Source organism: Aestuariimicrobium ganziense (assembly GCF_015352975.1).
Classification (GTDB): domain Bacteria; phylum Actinomycetota; class Actinomycetes; order Propionibacteriales; family Propionibacteriaceae; genus Aestuariimicrobium; species Aestuariimicrobium ganziense.
In genome coordinates, this window is sequence record NZ_JACYIZ010000001.1 from 189,820 (window position 1) to 204,899 (window position 15,080).

At 69.8% G+C, this 15,080-nt stretch carries 11 protein-coding genes, 1 tRNA gene and 1 pseudogene; 11 read left to right on the forward strand and 2 right to left on the reverse strand.

Translation table 11 applies throughout. The annotated features are described in order from the left end of the window. Nucleotides 1–67: 67 nt before the first annotated feature. Nucleotides 68–3,562: a methionine synthase gene (gene metH, locus IE660_RS00900; protein WP_203566445.1), complete on the forward strand. Its 3,495-nt coding sequence runs from the start codon at nucleotides 68–70 to the stop codon at nucleotides 3,560–3,562. A 3-nt stretch (nucleotides 3,563–3,565) separates the two neighbouring features. Here metH and IE660_RS00905 read toward each other — a convergent pair whose 3' ends face one another. Then, a complete protein-coding gene (locus IE660_RS00905) occupies nucleotides 3,566–4,774 on the reverse strand; it encodes an MFS transporter (protein WP_328701779.1) in 1,209 nt (402 codons plus the stop codon). A gap of 80 nt (nucleotides 4,775–4,854) precedes the next feature. Between IE660_RS00905 and IE660_RS16510 the strand changes: the two are divergent. The 3 genes and pseudogenes from IE660_RS16510 to IE660_RS00925 all read left to right on the forward strand — a co-directional run bounded on the left by IE660_RS16510 (nucleotide 4,855) and on the right by IE660_RS00925 (nucleotide 8,699). After that, nucleotides 4,855–6,505: pseudogene (locus IE660_RS16510) on the forward strand (HAD-IA family hydrolase). Nucleotides 6,506–6,555: 50 nt separating this feature from the next. Further along, a complete protein-coding gene (arc, locus tag IE660_RS00920) occupies nucleotides 6,556–8,169 on the forward strand; it encodes a proteasome ATPase (RefSeq protein WP_203566448.1) in 1,614 nt (537 codons plus the stop codon). 59 nt (nucleotides 8,170–8,228) lie between these two features. Beyond that, entirely contained in the window at nucleotides 8,229–8,699 is a 471-nt protein-coding gene (locus tag IE660_RS00925) for an HNH endonuclease (protein WP_203566449.1), read from the forward strand. Between the two features lie 5 nt (nucleotides 8,700–8,704). On the opposite strand, the gene IE660_RS00930 is transcribed toward IE660_RS00925, so the two are convergent. After that, entirely contained in the window at nucleotides 8,705–9,118 is a 414-nt protein-coding gene (locus IE660_RS00930) for a DUF3054 domain-containing protein (RefSeq protein ID WP_203566450.1), read from the reverse strand. 24 nt (nucleotides 9,119–9,142) lie between these two features. On the opposite strand from IE660_RS00930, the gene dop reads away from it, so the two are divergent. From dop to IE660_RS00965, 7 genes are all read left to right on the forward strand, one after another. Beyond that, the gene (gene dop / locus IE660_RS00935; RefSeq protein ID WP_203566451.1) at nucleotides 9,143–10,639 is read left to right on the forward strand and encodes a depupylase/deamidase Dop; all 1,497 of its coding nucleotides are present in this window, start codon (nucleotides 9,143–9,145) and stop codon (nucleotides 10,637–10,639) included. 26 nt (nucleotides 10,640–10,665) lie between these two features. Then, nucleotides 10,666–10,869, forward strand: coding sequence for a ubiquitin-like protein Pup (locus tag IE660_RS00940; RefSeq protein ID WP_203566452.1), 204 nt, complete (start codon nucleotides 10,666–10,668; stop codon nucleotides 10,867–10,869). After that, a complete protein-coding gene (locus IE660_RS00945; protein ID WP_203566453.1) occupies nucleotides 10,866–11,939 on the forward strand; it encodes a prephenate dehydrogenase in 1,074 nt (357 codons plus the stop codon). Before IE660_RS00940 ends, IE660_RS00945 begins: the two co-directional genes overlap by 4 nt. Before the next feature lie 97 nt (nucleotides 11,940–12,036). Further along, nucleotides 12,037–12,708 carry a (d)CMP kinase gene (gene cmk, locus IE660_RS00950; RefSeq protein ID WP_203566940.1) on the forward strand — a complete coding sequence of 224 codons (672 nt, stop codon included), beginning with the start codon at nucleotides 12,037–12,039 and terminating at the stop codon, nucleotides 12,706–12,708. Between the two features lie 4 nt (nucleotides 12,709–12,712). Continuing rightward, the gene (locus tag IE660_RS00955; RefSeq protein ID WP_203566454.1) at nucleotides 12,713–13,477 is read left to right on the forward strand and encodes a lysophospholipid acyltransferase family protein; all 765 of its coding nucleotides are present in this window, start codon (nucleotides 12,713–12,715) and stop codon (nucleotides 13,475–13,477) included. Next, nucleotides 13,437–14,873: a ribosome biogenesis GTPase Der gene (gene der, locus IE660_RS00960; protein ID WP_203566455.1), complete on the forward strand. Its 1,437-nt coding sequence runs from the start codon at nucleotides 13,437–13,439 to the stop codon at nucleotides 14,871–14,873. The genes IE660_RS00955 and der overlap by 41 nt, the downstream gene beginning before the upstream one ends. A 103-nt stretch (nucleotides 14,874–14,976) precedes the next feature. After that, nucleotides 14,977–15,050: transfer RNA gene (locus tag IE660_RS00965), tRNA-Pro, on the forward strand. The last annotated feature ends 30 nt before the right edge of the window (nucleotides 15,051–15,080 follow it).

Sequence of the window (15,080 nt, forward strand, 5' to 3'; positions counted from 1 at the left end):
CTCGAGACCGAGATGGACAGTGGACCGACATTGGGTACCCCCGCCGGTCCGCCCTAGGCTGTCCCGCATGACTTCTGCCAGCTTCCGTGACCTGTTGGGCCGCCGCGTGATCATCGCCGACGGGGCCATGGGCACGATGCTGCAGGAATTCGACCTGGACGTCGACCGCGACTTCGAGGGGCTCGAGGGCTGCAACGAGGTGCTCAACGTCACCCGTCCCGACGTGGTCGAGGCCATCCACCGGGCCTACTTCGAGGTCGGCTGTGACGCCGTCGAGACCAACACCTTCGGCGCCAACCTGGCCGCACTCGCCGAGTACGACGTCGTCGACCGGCTCGAGGAGCTCGCCGAGGCCGCCGCCGCGATCGCCCGCCGCGTGGCCGACTCCTACACCGACAAGCCGCGCTTCGTCCTCGGTTCGGTCGGCCCGGGCACCAAGCTGCCGACCTTGGGCCAGGTGTCCTTCGCCGCCGTGCGTGACGCTTATCACGCCCAGGTCAGGGCGATGATCCGTGGCGGCATCGACGCTGTCCAGATCGAGACCTGCCAGGACCTGCTGCAGGCCAAGGCCGCGGTGATCGGCGCCAAGCGCGCACGCACCGAGGCTGGGGTCGACCTGCCGATCCTGGTCAATGTCACCGTCGAGACCACCGGGACGATGCTGCTCGGATCCGAGATCGGCGCCGCCCTGGTCGCCCTGGAACCGCTCGGCATCGACGTCATCGGCCTCAACTGTGCCACCGGACCGGCCGAGATGACCGAGCACCTGCGCCACCTGTCGCAGAACGCCCGCATCGCGCTGGGGACGATGCCCAACGCCGGCCTGCCCGAGCTCACCGCCGACGGTGCCCGCTACCCGCTCACCCCCGACGAGTTGGCCGAGGCACTTGACCGTTTCACCCGCGACTACGGCCTGGCCGTGGTCGGCGGCTGCTGTGGCACCACGCCCGAGCACCTGCGCCGGGTGGTCGAGACCCTCGGCGAGCGCGAGGTCGTGCAGCGTGAGGTCACCCCTGAGCGAGCAGTGAGTTCGCTCTACCACGACGTGCCCTTCGCCCAGGACGCCAGCTATCTGGCCATCGGTGAGCGCACCAACGCCAACGGCTCCAAGGCGTTCCGTGAGGCGATGCTGGCCGGCAACCTCGACGAGTGCGTCGACATCGCCCGCAGCCAGACCCGCGAGGGCGCGCACCTGATCGACCTGTGCGTCGACTACGTCGGACGACCCGGCGCCGACGACATGCGCCAGGTGGCCAGCCGGTTCGCCACCGCGGTGACCCTGCCGGTGATGCTCGACTCGACCGAGCCCGAGGTGGTCGAGGCCGGTCTGGAGAGCCTGCCCGGGCGCAGCATCATCAACTCGGTGAACTTCGAGGACGGCGACGGTCCCGGCTCGCGCTACGGCCGGGTGATGCCGCTGGTGGTCGAGCACGGTGCGGCCGTGGTGGCGCTCACCATCGACGAGGAGGGCCAGGCCCGAACCGCGGAGTGGAAGGTGCGCGTCGCGTCGAGGCTGATCGACGACCTCACCCAGAACTGGGGCCTCGACGTCGGCGACATCCTGGTCGACTGCCTGACCTTCCCGATCGCCACCGGTCAGGAGGAGACCCGCCGCGACGGTCTGGAGACCATCGAGGCGATCCGCCAACTCAAGCAGCGCTACCCCGGGGTGCGAACCACGCTGGGCGTCTCGAACATCTCCTTCGGCCTCAACCCTGCCGCCAGGATCGTGCTCAACTCGGTGTTCCTGGCCGAATGCGTGGCCGCCGGGCTCGACTCGGCCATCGTCCACGCCGCCAAGATCGTGCCGATGGACCGGATCCCCGACGAGCAGCGCCAGGTGGCGCTCGACCTCGTCCACGACCGCCGCACCGAGGGCTACGACCCGCTGCAGCGCTTCCTGGAACTGTTCGAGGGTGTCACCGCGGCGTCAATGAAGCAGGAACGTGAGGCCGAACTGGCTGCGATGCCGCTGCTGGAGCGGCTGCAGCGCCGTATCGTCGACGGCAATGACAAGGGCCTGACCGCCGACCTCGACGAGGCGCTGGCCGACAAGCCCGCGCTGTCGATCATCAACGAAGACCTGCTGGCCGGCATGAAGACCGTCGGTGAGCTGTTCGGGTCGGGACAGATGCAGTTGCCCTTCGTGCTGCAGTCAGCCGAGACCATGAAGAAGGCGGTCGCCCACCTCGAGCCGCACATCGACAAGGTCGACGCCGACGACTCCGGCAAGGGCACCATCGTGCTCGCCACGGTCAAGGGCGACGTGCACGACATCGGCAAGAACCTGGTCGACATCATCGTCAGCAACAACGGCTACACCGTGGTCAACCTGGGCATCAAGCGCCCGATCACCGAGATCATCGAAGCCGCCGAGGCGGCCAAGGCCGATGCGATCGGCATGTCGGGGCTCTTGGTGAAGTCGACCATGGTGATGAAGGACAACCTGGCCGAACTCAACGCCCGTGGACTGGCCTCTCGCTACCCGGTGCTGCTGGGTGGCGCCGCGCTGACCAGGAGCTTCGTCGAGCACGACCTCAACGACATGTTCGACGGTGAGGTGCGCTACGCCCGCGACGCCTTCGAGGGCCTGGCCCTGATGGACGCGGTGATGGCGGTCAAGCGAGGCGAACCGGGGGCGGCGCTGCCCGAGATCCGCGAGCGCCGGGTGCGACGGGGCTCGTCGATCGACATCCCCGAACCCGAACTGGGGGTGCGCTCCGACGTGGCGCGGCCGACCCCTACCGGCGGGGTCGAGGTGCCGACCCCACCGTTCTGGGGGTCGCGGGTGACCAAGGGCATCGCCCTGGCCGAGGTGGCGACCTGGTTGGACGAGCGGGCGACCTTCATGGGCCAGTGGGGGCTTCGCGGGTCTCGTGACGGGGTCTCGTACGAGCAACTGGTCGAGACCGAGGGCCGTCCGCGGCTGCGGATGTGGCTGGAGCGGATCCGCGCCGAGGGCATCGCCGAGTTCGCGGTCGTCCACGGCTACTGGCCGGTGGTCAGCAGGGACGAGACGCTGGTCGTCCTCGACCCTGACGACCACTCGCGCGAGCTGACCTCGTTCACGTTCCCACGGCAGCGGCGCGACCGGCGGCTGTGCCTGGCCGACTTCTTCCGCGACGAGGCCGAGGCCGCCGAGCTCGGCCCCGACGTGCTGTCGATGCAGTTGGTGACCATGGGACGAGAGGTCGCCCGCAGCACGGGTGAGCTGTTCGCCGCGAACTCCTACCGCGACTACATGGAGTTGCACGGGCTGAGCGTGCAGCTGACCGAGGCGCTTGCCGAGTACTGGCACCACCGGGTGCGCGGTGAGCTCGGTCTGCTGGGCGACGACGGTGCGGTCGATGCTGCGATCCGCGACCAGGCCTACCGCGGCTCGCGCTACAGCTTCGGCTACCCGGCCTGCCCCGACCTGGAGGACCGGGCCAAGCTGGTGGACCTGCTCGACCCGAGCCGGATCGGGGTGGAGTTGAGCGAGGAGTTGCAGTTGCACCCGGAGCAGTCGACCGATGCCATCGTCGTCCACCACCCGGAGGCGAAGTACTTCAGCGCGCGCTGAGCGCTAGCTCGACGCCCGGTCGTCACCGAAAGCCGCAAGCTTCTGCGGGCTGCCGTGGTGCCACAGCCAGGCACCACCCGCCCAACCGAGTGCCGCGACGGTGAGGCACGCCCAGGCCAGCGGTGCGACCGCGGTGATCGCCGCGATCGCCAGCGGCCCGAGCGCTTGGCCGACGCCGGTGGTCAGTCGCCAGGCACCCAGGAACTGGTGTCGTCCGACCGCAGGGGAGGCATCAGAGCCGAGCGTCATCACCACCCCGGAACTGATGCCGTTGCCCAGCCCCAGCCCGATCGCGGCCAGGGTGAGGCCCACCATCGAACTGGTCAGCGGGATGAGTCCGAAGACCGTGCCCATGATCACCATCGCCGGCACTGCCACGGCCCGTCGTCCCCAGCGGTCCATGATCGAGCCACCGAGGTAGAACAGGGTCAGGTCGATCGCCGAACTCGCGGCGAACAGCAGGCTGGTCTGCGCGGCGTCCAACCCGATGTGGGCGGCCCACAAGGGCAGCAGCGAGTCGCGCGAGGCCCGCACCAGCATCAGGGCCGCCGCACCCACCCCGACCGTCAGCAGCGCACGCCGGTGCCGGCTCATCACGCTGAGCGTGCTGGTCGACACCCCGCCGGCGTCACGATCCGGCAGGTCGGGCAGCAGTGCGCTGACCGCAGCGGCCAGCAGGATCATCACGACCGCGAACCAGTAGGCGGCCCGCAGCCCGAGGCTCGACACCACCGCCGCCCCCGACAACGGCCCGAGCAGGAAGCCGATCCGGAACACCCCACCGAGGGTCGAGAGGGCGCGCGCCCGGTAGCGGAACGGGACGAACTCGGTCAGGAACACCTGGCGGGCGATCAGCACCACCGCACCCGACAGGCCGAGCCCGAAGACCGCGGCACCGAGAACCCAGACCGACGTGGCCAGCGCAGCCACCACCATCAGGGCAGCGTCGACCACCAAGGAACCGACCAGGGCCTTGCGTTCGCCGAAGCGGGCGGCGACGATGCCGGCGGGCAGTGCACCGACCAGGCCGCCGACGCTCATCAGCGCGAGGATCACCGCCGCCTCGGCGGTGGATGCGCCCAGGTCGTGGGCGGTGAGGGCGAGCAGCGGGACGACCGCGCTGATGCCGATGTAGGACAGGGTCGTGGGCAGGTAGACGGCCACCCCGAGCCTGCGCCACTGCTGGCGGGTCAGATTCGTGGGCTGGCTCACCGGGACAGTATGCCCCGCCGACGCTGGTCGCGATCACGGGGGTTTGGCCAGTGGCGCAACGGCACGAGAGACTTGACCCCATGCGTCCAGACACCTCCGAGCCCGGCCAGTTCGCCGCCGTCCTGTGGGACATGGACGGCACCCTGGTCGACACCGAGCCGATCTGGATGGAGGTGCAGTTCGAGGTCGTCGAGGGTTACGGCGGCACCTGGAGCGAGGAGTTGGCCCACCGCACCACCGGGCAGAGCAACGAGTGGTCGTGCCGGTTGATGATCGCCCAGTGCCCACCGCAGGGCCTCGAGGTGGCCGCCCTGGCACGCGAAGTCGTGACCAAGGTCGTCGAGAAGGTGTCGCAACGCGAACTGCCCTGGCAGCCGGGTTCCCAGGCCCTGCTCAACGAACTGGACGAGGCCGGCATCCCGCAGGCGTTGGTGACCGCCTCGCCGCCGCTGCTGATCGACCCGGTGCTCGCGCACCTGCCCCAGGGCTTCTTCGGTGCCGTCGTGAACGGTGTCGAGGTGTCGCAGGGCAAGCCGCACCCCGAGCCGTACCTGACCGCCGCTGAGCGCTTGGGCGTCGACCCAAGGTTGTGCCTCGCGATCGAGGACTCGATTCCCGGGTCGCAGTCGGCCTCGTCGGCAGGGGCGCTCACCATCGCCGTCCCTTCGGCCACCACCGCCGGTGACATGGCCGGCGACCTGCAACTGGATGGTCTGGCGGGCGTCGACTTGGCCCGGCTGCGTGAGATCTGGAGGACCCATCGTGCCTGACCAGCCCAACTTCGCCGGGGTGCGCACCGGGCCCCTCCAGCCAGGGGAGCGGGTCACCCTCACCGACCCCAAGGGACGCCGCCACTCGGTCGTCCTCGAGCCCGGCAAGGTGTTCCACACCACCAAGGGCGGCATCAACCACGACGACTTGCTCGGCGGCCCCGAGGGCGTCGTGGTGACCAGCGCGGCCGGCATGCAGTTCCTGTGCCTTCGTCCGGTGATGAGCGAGTTCATGGTGTCGATGCCGCGCGAGGCGGCGGTGATCTACCCCAAGGACGCCGCCCAGATCGTGATGTGGACCGACATCTTCCCCGGCGCCCGGGTGCTCGAGGCAGGCGTCGGCTCAGGCGCCCTGTCGATCGCGCTGTTGCGGGCGCTGGGCCCGGACGGCCGGTTGTACTCCTACGAACGACGCCAGCAGTTCGCCGACGTGGCCCGGCGCAACGTCGAGACCTTCATCCAGGGCGAGCACCCGGGCTGGACGCTCACCGTCGGCGACCTGGTCGAGTCGCTCGAAGGCGGTCGGGCACCGGACGAGCCGATCGACCGGGTGATTCTCGACATGCTGGCGCCATGGGAGTGCATCGACGCCGTGGCCGAGGCGATGGTGGCCGGGGGAGTGCTGTGCTGCTACGTCGCCACCACCACCCAGCTGGGGCGGACGATGGACACCCTACGTGCCCATGGCGGCTTCACCGAACCGCACGCCACCGAGAACTCGATCCGGGAGTGGCACGCCGAAGGCCTGGCGATCCGCCCCGGCCACGGGACGAGCGGCCACACCGGCTTCCTGGTGATCTCGAGGCGGCTGGCTCCGGGGGTGAAGGCACCGATGCGCAAGCGTCGTCCGGCGCCTGGTGCGTACGGACCCGACTACACCGGGCCTCGTCCGGCCAACGTGTCGGCCGAGCACCAGCGCCACGGTGTCGAGACTTCAGCCCGGGTGACGTCGGTCGAGTAGCCCGCGAGGAACGAACGGCGTGTCGAGACCGCCCGCGGTAGCGTGGCCACGTGTCGAGTCCTGAGCAGCAACGCACCGATCAGCTGGAGCGCCGGCTGGCCGACGCCCGTGCCGATGCCCGCCAACTCGCCCAGACCAACGAGAAGCTGAACCAGACGCTCAAGCAAGCCCGGGCCCACCTGGTTTCGCTCAAGGCCCAGCTCGATGCCCTCGGCCAACCCCCGCTGGGACGCGGCCGCGTGGTCGCCCTGCACGACCAGATCGTCGACGTCGCCACCCAGGGGCGACTGCTCCGGGTCGCGGTCACCCCCGAGTGGGGCGACATCGCAGGCCTCGAGGTCGGCGACGTCGTCCTGCTCAACGAGTCGCAGGTGATCGTCGGCGTGCTCAACCCCGGTGAGCCCAGCGGTGCCGACGACCTGGCCACCGTGGTCGAGGTCGACGCCACGCATGCCGTGGTCACCACCGGCACCGACGAGGTCCGGTTGCGGCTCGGCCCAGGCGTGCTCGCCGAACCCCCGTCGGCGGGGGAGTCGGTCGCGATCGACCGCACGGCCGGCCTGGTGCTGACCACCGTGGCCCGGCAGCACGTGCAGGAACTCGTCCTCGACGAGGTGCCCGACGTCGCCTACACCGACATCGGCGGGCTGGACGAACAGATCGAGCGCATCCGTGACGCGGTCGAACTGCCATTCCTGCACCCCGACCTGTACCGCAGCTACCAGCTCAAGCCGCCCAAGGGCGTCCTGCTGTACGGGCCGCCCGGCTGTGGCAAGACGATGATCGCCAAGGCCGTGGCCAAGTCGCTGGCAGACCAGCTCACCGACTCCGGCGCCGGCTCGTCCTTCATCACCGTGAAGGGACCCGAACTGCTGAACAAGTTCGTCGGCGAGACCGAGCGCCAGATCAGGCTGGTGTTCGAGCGGGCGCGTGAGCAGGCCACCGCGGGCATCCCCGTCGTGGTGTTCTTCGACGAGATGGACTCGCTGTTCCGCACCCGAGGCAGCGGGGTGTCGTCCGATGTCGAGTCCACGATCGTGCCGCAGTTGCTCTCGGAGATCGACGGGGTCGAGGGCCTCGACAACGTGATCATCATCGGCGCCTCGAACCGCGAGGACATGATCGACCCGGCCATCCTTCGTCCCGGGCGGTTGGACGTGAAGATCAAGCTCGACCGGCCCAGCCGCCGGGGTGCCGTCGACATCCTGGGCAAGTACCTCACCGTCGACGTGCCGCTCGATGCTGCCGACCTGGCCGCGCACGGTGGCGACCGGGCAGCGACCGTGACGGCGCTGGTCGAGGCCACCGTCGCCTCGATCTATGACCAGGTGCCGGCCAACGAGTTCCTGCGGGTGACCTATGCCTCGGGCGACACCGAGGTGCTGCACTTCGCCGACTTCGCCTCCGGTGCCATGCTGCGCAACGTCGTCGACCGGGCCAAGAAGTACGCGATCAAGGACGAGTTGGCGGGGCGAGGCGGGGGAGTCTCGAGAACTGGCTTGGTGGCGGCCTGCCGCGAGGAGTTCGTCGAGAACGAAGACCTGCCCAACACCACCAACCCCGACGACTGGGCCAGGATCTCGGGCCGCAAGGGCGAGCGGATCGTGTTCGTGCAGTCGCTGGTCAGCCAGCACGCGCACCGGTTGGACGACGAGGCACGCTGAGCCAGGTCGCTGCCTGTGGAACACCCCTGCTGCCGGCGGTCGTCGGCCGGTTGGGCAACGTGCTCACCCTCGGACGCACCGTGCGCCTGGCGACCCGCGCCCAACGGCGGGCGCTACGGGTGCGCGATCGCAACACCTGCCAGTTCCCGGGGTGCACCACGAGCCACCACCTCGACGCCCACCACCTGGTGCCGTGGTCGGCAGGAGGGGCAACCGACCTCGACAACCTGATCCTGCTGTGCCGACGCCACCACACCTTCGTCCACGAGGGCGGCGTCACGATCACCGCCGGCAACCAACCGTCAAGGTTCACGTTCATGCTCGCCGATGGATCGCCGTTCGCCGAGCACTGGTTCCGGCAGAGCAATGACGAGGTCATCCTCTGGCGGTTGCAGCATCTCGCCAAGGCCACGGCGTCGGACGACCCGAGCCGGATCTTCCCCCGCCAGGCCGGTGCTGGGTTCTCACTGCACGAGTGCGTCCGGGTGCTGTGTGAACGCCAGAGGCCAGCGGTCGCCATTGCCGCCTAGGGTGATCAGGCGTGCGCAGAGCCCTCCGGCTCGGCGCCCGTCTCGCGGAACCGTCGTCCGAACAGCAGCCGCCAACCCACCAGGAAGGCCCCGAGCACCAAGGTGGCCACGATGATGAACGCGGTCGCTGCGGTGTCACCGGACGAGACCCGCAGCACCATGCCACCGGCCACGGTCACCACCCACAGGAACACCCCCGCACCAAGCGTGAACGCCCGACGCCGACGCACCAGCATCACCGCCCAGCCCACGACCAGGGCGAACAGGAATGGCCACGCGGTCTGGAACACCCCGCTGGGCGTCAGCGACTCCGAGTGGCTGGCTCGTCCGATCAGCGCGAACAGTGCCACCAGCAACAGGTCGATGATGACGCCGTGCTTGGTGGTCAGACGGGAGTTCGTGCCGGGTGTGGTTGACATGGGTCCCAGCCTAGGGTGGTGCCCATGACGGTGATCGGCATCGAGAACGAGTACGGCATCTCGGTGGCCGGTGTGCCGGGTGACGCCGTCGACCCGGTCGCGCTGTCGGCCGCCGTGGTCACCGCCGGAACCCCGCTTGCGGCCCGCTGGGACTTCAGCCACGAGTCGCCGCTGCGCGACCAGCGCGGCGGCCACCTGCCCCGGCACGAGGCGCTGCCCGAGATGCTCACCAACGAACTGATCGCCGACGAGACCCGCCACGCCAACCGGTTGCTGCCCAACGGCGCCCGGTTCTACGTCGACCACGCCCACCCCGAGTACTCCGGGCCCGAGGTGCGCTCGGCAGGCGAGGCCGTGCTGTGGGATGCCGCCGGTGACCGAATCGTCCTCGACGCCGCTGCCAAGGCCTCCGAACGGCTGGGCCTGCCAGTGCGGATCCACAAGAACAACACCGACGGCAAGGGCGCCTCCTACGGCTGCCACGAGAACTACCTGGTGCCACGCTCGGTGCCCTTCGAGCGGATCGTGTCGCAGTTCAGCGCCCACCTGGTCACCCGGTCGGTTCTGTGCGGGGCCGGACGCGTGGGCCTCGGCCAACGCAGCCAGCAAGCCGGCTTCCAGCTCACCCAACGGGCCGACTTCTTCGAGGCCCGGGCTGGCCTTGAGACCACGATCCGGCGTCCAGTGATCAACACCCGCGATGAACCGCACGCCGACCCCCGCCGCTGGCGTCGCCTGCACGTGATCACCGGCGACGCCCTGATCGGTCAGGTCGCCACCTCGGTCAAGGTGGGTTCGGCGGCGCTCGTGCTGCAGGTGATCGCCGACGGCCAGCGGCTGCTGCCAGTGCTCACCGACCCGGTCCGCGCCTTCCACCAGGTCTCGCACGACACCACGCTGTCGGTCGAACTCGACTGCCTCGACGGCATCCGTCGCACCGCGCTGCAACTGCAGCGGGAGTGGTGGCAGGCCTGCGTCGACACCTGTCTGGACGACCCCTGGATCACCGACGCCGAGACCGTCCTCAGCGCGTGGGACGACCTGCTCACCGATGCCAGAGACGACCCGATGCTGCTCGCCGACCGGGTCGACTGGGCCGCCAAGCTTCGCCTGCTCGAGGGGATGCGTCGCCGCCGCGACCTGGACTGGGGCGCCCCGGAACTCGCCGCGCTCGACCTGCAGTGGTCAGACCTCGACCCGACCGACGGACTGGGCACCCGCCTGGCGGCGTCCGGCGCCCTGCAGACGATCTGGCCCGACCAGAACGTCGAGTGGGCGATGCATGCGGCCCCCACCACGACCCGGGCCTGGCTGCGCGGCCAACTCGTCTCGCGCTTCGGCGCGCAACTGGCCGGGGTTAACTGGGACCACCTCACCCTGGTCAGCCGCGACGGCAGGCTGCACGGCATCGACCTCTCCGAGCCACTGGCCGACACCGCCGACGACTGGGCCGAGGCGCTGGTCGACGTCGCGTCGGTCGAGCAGCTGGTGATCGCGCTCGGGCGTGGTCGTCGACGCTGAGCCGCCCCGGATAGGCTGGGGCCACCATGAGTGAGCAGCAGTGGTTGTCCCGCAGTGAGCGGCACCGCCGACCCGAACAGGCCGCCGACACCCCCTCGGCGCAGTCGAGCCGGCAGGACCGCGAGCGCGACGACGCCAAGTTCGACGCCCTGCTCGACGAGATCGACAGCGTGCTCGAGACCAACGCCGAGGAGTACGTGCGCTCCTTCGTCCAGAAGGGTGGCCAGTGACCCCTCAGGCCAGCGAGCCGGCGTCGCGGGTGGTGGTGATCGGTGCCGGTCTGGTCGGCGCCTCGATCGGCTGCGCACTGACTCGTGCCGGTCGCACCGTGCACCTGGAGGACCGGGTGCCCAGCCATGCCATCGTCGCGGCCGGACGAGGGGCGGGCCTGATCACCCCCGCACCCTCGCGCGAGGTCGCACTGGTGGTGGTCGCCGTCACCCCTGAAGCGGTGCCCGACGTGGTCACCGACGCCCTCGCGCGCTTCCCCGGGGCCACCGTCACTGACGTCGCCTCGATCAAGGCCAGCATCATCGACGCGCTGCACGACTCCGGCGTCGACGCCACCCGCTACGTCGGTTCCCACCCGATGGCCGGTTCCCAGCACACCGGGCCGCTGACCGCCGATGCCGACCTGTTCGTCGACCGCACCTGGGTGGTCACCCCGCACGCGCAGAGTTCGTCCGACGCCGTGACGGTGGTGGCAGACCTGGCCCAGGCCTGTGGTGCCCGCACCGTCGAGATGCCGGCCGAGGTGCACGACCGCGCCGTCGCGCAGATGTCGCACCTGCCCCAGTTGATGAGTTCACTGACTGCCGGTCACCTGCGACTGGTGCCGGTCGAGCACCTGCCGCTGGCTGGGCAGGGCATTCGTGACGTCACCCGGATCGCCGGGTCCGACCCGGTGCTGTGGCGCCAGATCATCTCCGCCAACCGCGCCGCCATCCGCACCGAGCTCGAGGGGGTGCGCGCCGACATGGACGAGTTGCTCACCGCCCTCGACGACCCCGACCAGCTCGAGGCCTTTCTGGCCCGGGGGCGAGCCGGTGCCCGCACGCTTCCCGGCAAGCACGGTCTCGCCGCCCAGGACCTCGTCCGGGTGGTCATCGAGATCCCCGACGCACCCGGTTCGTTGGCACGGCTGTTCACCGACATCGAGGCTGCCGGGGTCAACGTCGAAGACCTGCAGATCGAGCACGACCCGGTGCGCGAGGTCGGTTTCCTGGCCGTCGACGTCACCCCTGAGCACGGCGACCGGCTCACCGAGGCGATCCGGACGAAGGGCTGGACGCTCAGCTGAGCACTTCTGCGTCGCCGCCGCGTCAGGTGTCGGCAAGATGTCGTTGTCCGATTCGTCACGGGAGGTCCCTAGCGTGAACAGCGTGCAGCACGGTCAGGTGGGCTCGCAGCCACTGGTGGTCGCGATCGATGGGCCCAGCGGGTCGGGCAAGTCGTCCACCGCCCGCGGCCTCGCCCAACGGCTGGGGCTGGGCTACCTCGACACCGGGTCGATGTACCGGGCGGTGGCCGTCGCCTACCTCGAGTCCGGCCTTGCCGCCGACGAGGTCGAGGCGATCGGCTATCTGGCCTCGCAGGTGCGCATCGAGGTTGGCACCGACCCGGCTCGTCCGACCACCGCCGTCGACGGGGTCGACGTCACCGCGACCATCCGCGAGCCCAGGATCAGCCAGCACGTCTCGGTGGTGGCCACCAACCTCGAGGTGCGTCGGGTGCTCACCGACCAGATGCGGCGCCTGATCAGCGACCACGACGAGGGCATCGTCGTCGAGGGACGAGACATCACCACCGTGGTCTGGCCCCAGGCCCAGGTGCGCGTACTGCTGGTCGCCGACCCCGCCGCCCGGATCCGGAGACGCGAAGCCGAACTCGCCGGCGCCGCCTCGACCGACGAGGTCACCGACCAGGTTGTGCGCCGCGACCACGACGACGCCACCGTCAGCCAGTTCGAGACCCCCGCCGACGGGGTCACCCTGATCGACTCGACCCACCTGAGCCTCGACGAGGTGATCGAGGCGATCTGCGCCCTCGTCCCCGACCCGCAGGAGTGACCCGATGACCGTGGACCTCAGCCCCGGCGCGGGACTCGACCTGCCCCGCACCGACCACCTTCCCGTGCTGAGGACCAGGTTGCTCGACCTCGTGCGCAAGCCCGCCGCCACCGTGTTCCAGCGCCTCTACCGGGTGCACGAACATGGGCGTCAGCACCTGCCGGGCAGCGGTCCGGTGATCCTGGCCGCCAACCACCTGGGCGCACTCGACGGGCCACTGCTGGTCAGCCTGCACCCCGGCGCGTTGGCCCTGGCCAAGCGTGAGTTGTTCCGTGGTGCGGTCGGTCGGATGCTCCACCTGGCCGGGCAACTCCCGGTCGACCGGACCCTGCACGACGTCGGAGCGGTGCGCCGGTGCGTGCAGGTGCTGCTCGAGCACCGTCCGCTGGTGATCTTCCCCGAGGGGCGTCGCGGGCACGGCGACATGACCAGCCTGCGTGGGGGAGCAGCGTACCTGGCGATGGTGACCGGGGCGCCGATCGTCCCGGTGGCGCTGATGGGCACCCGTCTGAACGGTGCGGACGAGCGTGCGCTTCCTCCACCGGGGTCGGCGCTGCACATCGTGTACGGTGAACAGGTTCACCTGCCGACCAGGCAGTGGCCTCGTCGCACGACGGATGTTGCGCAGGCCACCCAGCAGCTGACCCGGATCTGTTCCGAGCACGTGCGCTGGGCCGAACTCACCACCGGCATGCGCCTTCCGCACCTGCCCCGGACGAGGACACCCCATGAGCGAGCCCCAGGGCCCGGAACTCCAGATCACCCCTGATGACCCGGCTGACTTCGACCTGACCGACTACGACATCGACGAGGTCGAGTTCAGCGAGTACGAGTCCGAGGAGTACGTCCCTCGTCCCGTGGTGGCCGTTGTCGGACGACCCAATGTCGGCAAGTCGACCCTGGTCAACCGGATCATCGGTCGACGCGAGGCCGTCGTCCAGGACACCCCCGGTGTGACCCGCGACCGGGTCTCCTACGACGCGGACTGGTCGGGACGTGACTTCGTCCTGGTCGACACCGGTGGCTGGGTCTCCGACGCCCGCGGCATGGCCGCCCAGATCGCCGAGCAGGCCGAGATCGCCATCTCGCTGGCCGACGCGGTGATGTTCGTGGTCGACGCCACCGTCGGCACCACCGACGAGGACGAGGCGGTCGTGCAGGTGCTGCGCCGCTCGCGCAAGCCGGTGATCCTGGTCGCCAACAAGGTGGACGACCAGCGCACCGAGTCGGAGGCGGCCACCATGTGGAACCTCGGGCTGGGGGAGCCGTGGCCGGTCTCGGCGCTGCACGGTCGCGGCACCGGTGACATGCTCGACGCGCTGCTCGAGGTGCTGCCGACCGACCCGGAGGGGCTGGTGGAGCGTCGCACCGGTCCTCGTCGCGTCGCCATCGTCGGCAAGCCCAACGTGGGCAAGTCGTCGTTGCTGAACAAGTTGGCCCGCGCCGATCGCTCGGTGGTCTCCGACGTGTCGGGCACGACGGTCGACCCCGTCGACGAGTTGGTCGAGGTTGGCGGCACCACCTACCGCTTCATCGACACCGCCGGCATCCGACGCCGGGTCAAGGAGGCCTCCGGGCACGAGTACTACGCCTCGCTGCGCACTCAGGGCGCGATCGAGCGGGCCGAGGTCTGCATCGTCGTCGTGGACGCCAGCGAGGAGATCAGCGAGCAGGACCTGCGGATCCTGTCGCGGGTCGAGGAGACCGGCCGTGCCTTGGTGATTGCCTACAACAAGTGGGACCTGACCGATGAGGAGCGTCGCCGCTACCTGTCGCGCGAGATCGAGCGCGACGTGTACGCGTTCGCGTGGGCGCCGCACGTCAACATCTCGGCGCTCACCGGACGCAACGTCGACAAGTTGGCCCGCGCGATCGAGGCCGCGTTGGAGGGCTGGGAGACCCGGGTTCCGACCAGCAAGCTCAATGCCTTCCTCGGACGAGTCGCCGCCGCCCACCCGCACCCGGTGCGTGGCGGCAAGCAGCCGCGCATCCTGTTCGGCACCCAGGCCCACGCCTGCCCGCCCACCTTCGTGTTGTTCACCTCGGGCCAGTTGGACCCGCAGTACACCCGGTTCGTTGAGCGGCGCCTGCGTGAGGACTTCGGGTTCACCGGGTCACCGGTGCACGTCGAGGTGCGGGCCCGGGCCAAGCGCTCCAAGCGTTGATCAAGTAGGGCGCGAGGTACGAGCGCCCGTGTCGAGATGACCGGGGGATTGGTGCCCGGTTCACGAGGTGCGATAGTGTTTCTCCTCGGGTCGCAAGACCCGGCGGGCTGTAGCGCAGCTTGGTAGCGCACTTGACTGGGGGTCAAGGGGTCGCAGGGTCAAATCCTGTCAGCCCGACGTTTGCCCAGGTGAGAGCAGGTTTCTCAC

Coding starts and splice junctions, on each gene's coding strand:
- metH (WP_203566445.1), top strand. CDS start 68: ATGACTTCTGCCAGCTTCCGTGACCTGTTGGGCCGCCGCGTGATCATC.
- IE660_RS00930 (WP_203566450.1), bottom strand. CDS start 9,118: ATGTCAACCACACCCGGCACGAACTCCCGTCTGACCACCAAGCACGGC.
- dop (WP_203566451.1), top strand. CDS start 9,143: ATGACGGTGATCGGCATCGAGAACGAGTACGGCATCTCGGTGGCCGGT.
- IE660_RS00940 (WP_203566452.1), top strand. CDS start 10,666: ATGAGTGAGCAGCAGTGGTTGTCCCGCAGTGAGCGGCACCGCCGACCC.
- IE660_RS00955 (WP_203566454.1), top strand. CDS start 12,713: ATGACCGTGGACCTCAGCCCCGGCGCGGGACTCGACCTGCCCCGCACC.
- der (WP_203566455.1), top strand. CDS start 13,437: ATGAGCGAGCCCCAGGGCCCGGAACTCCAGATCACCCCTGATGACCCG.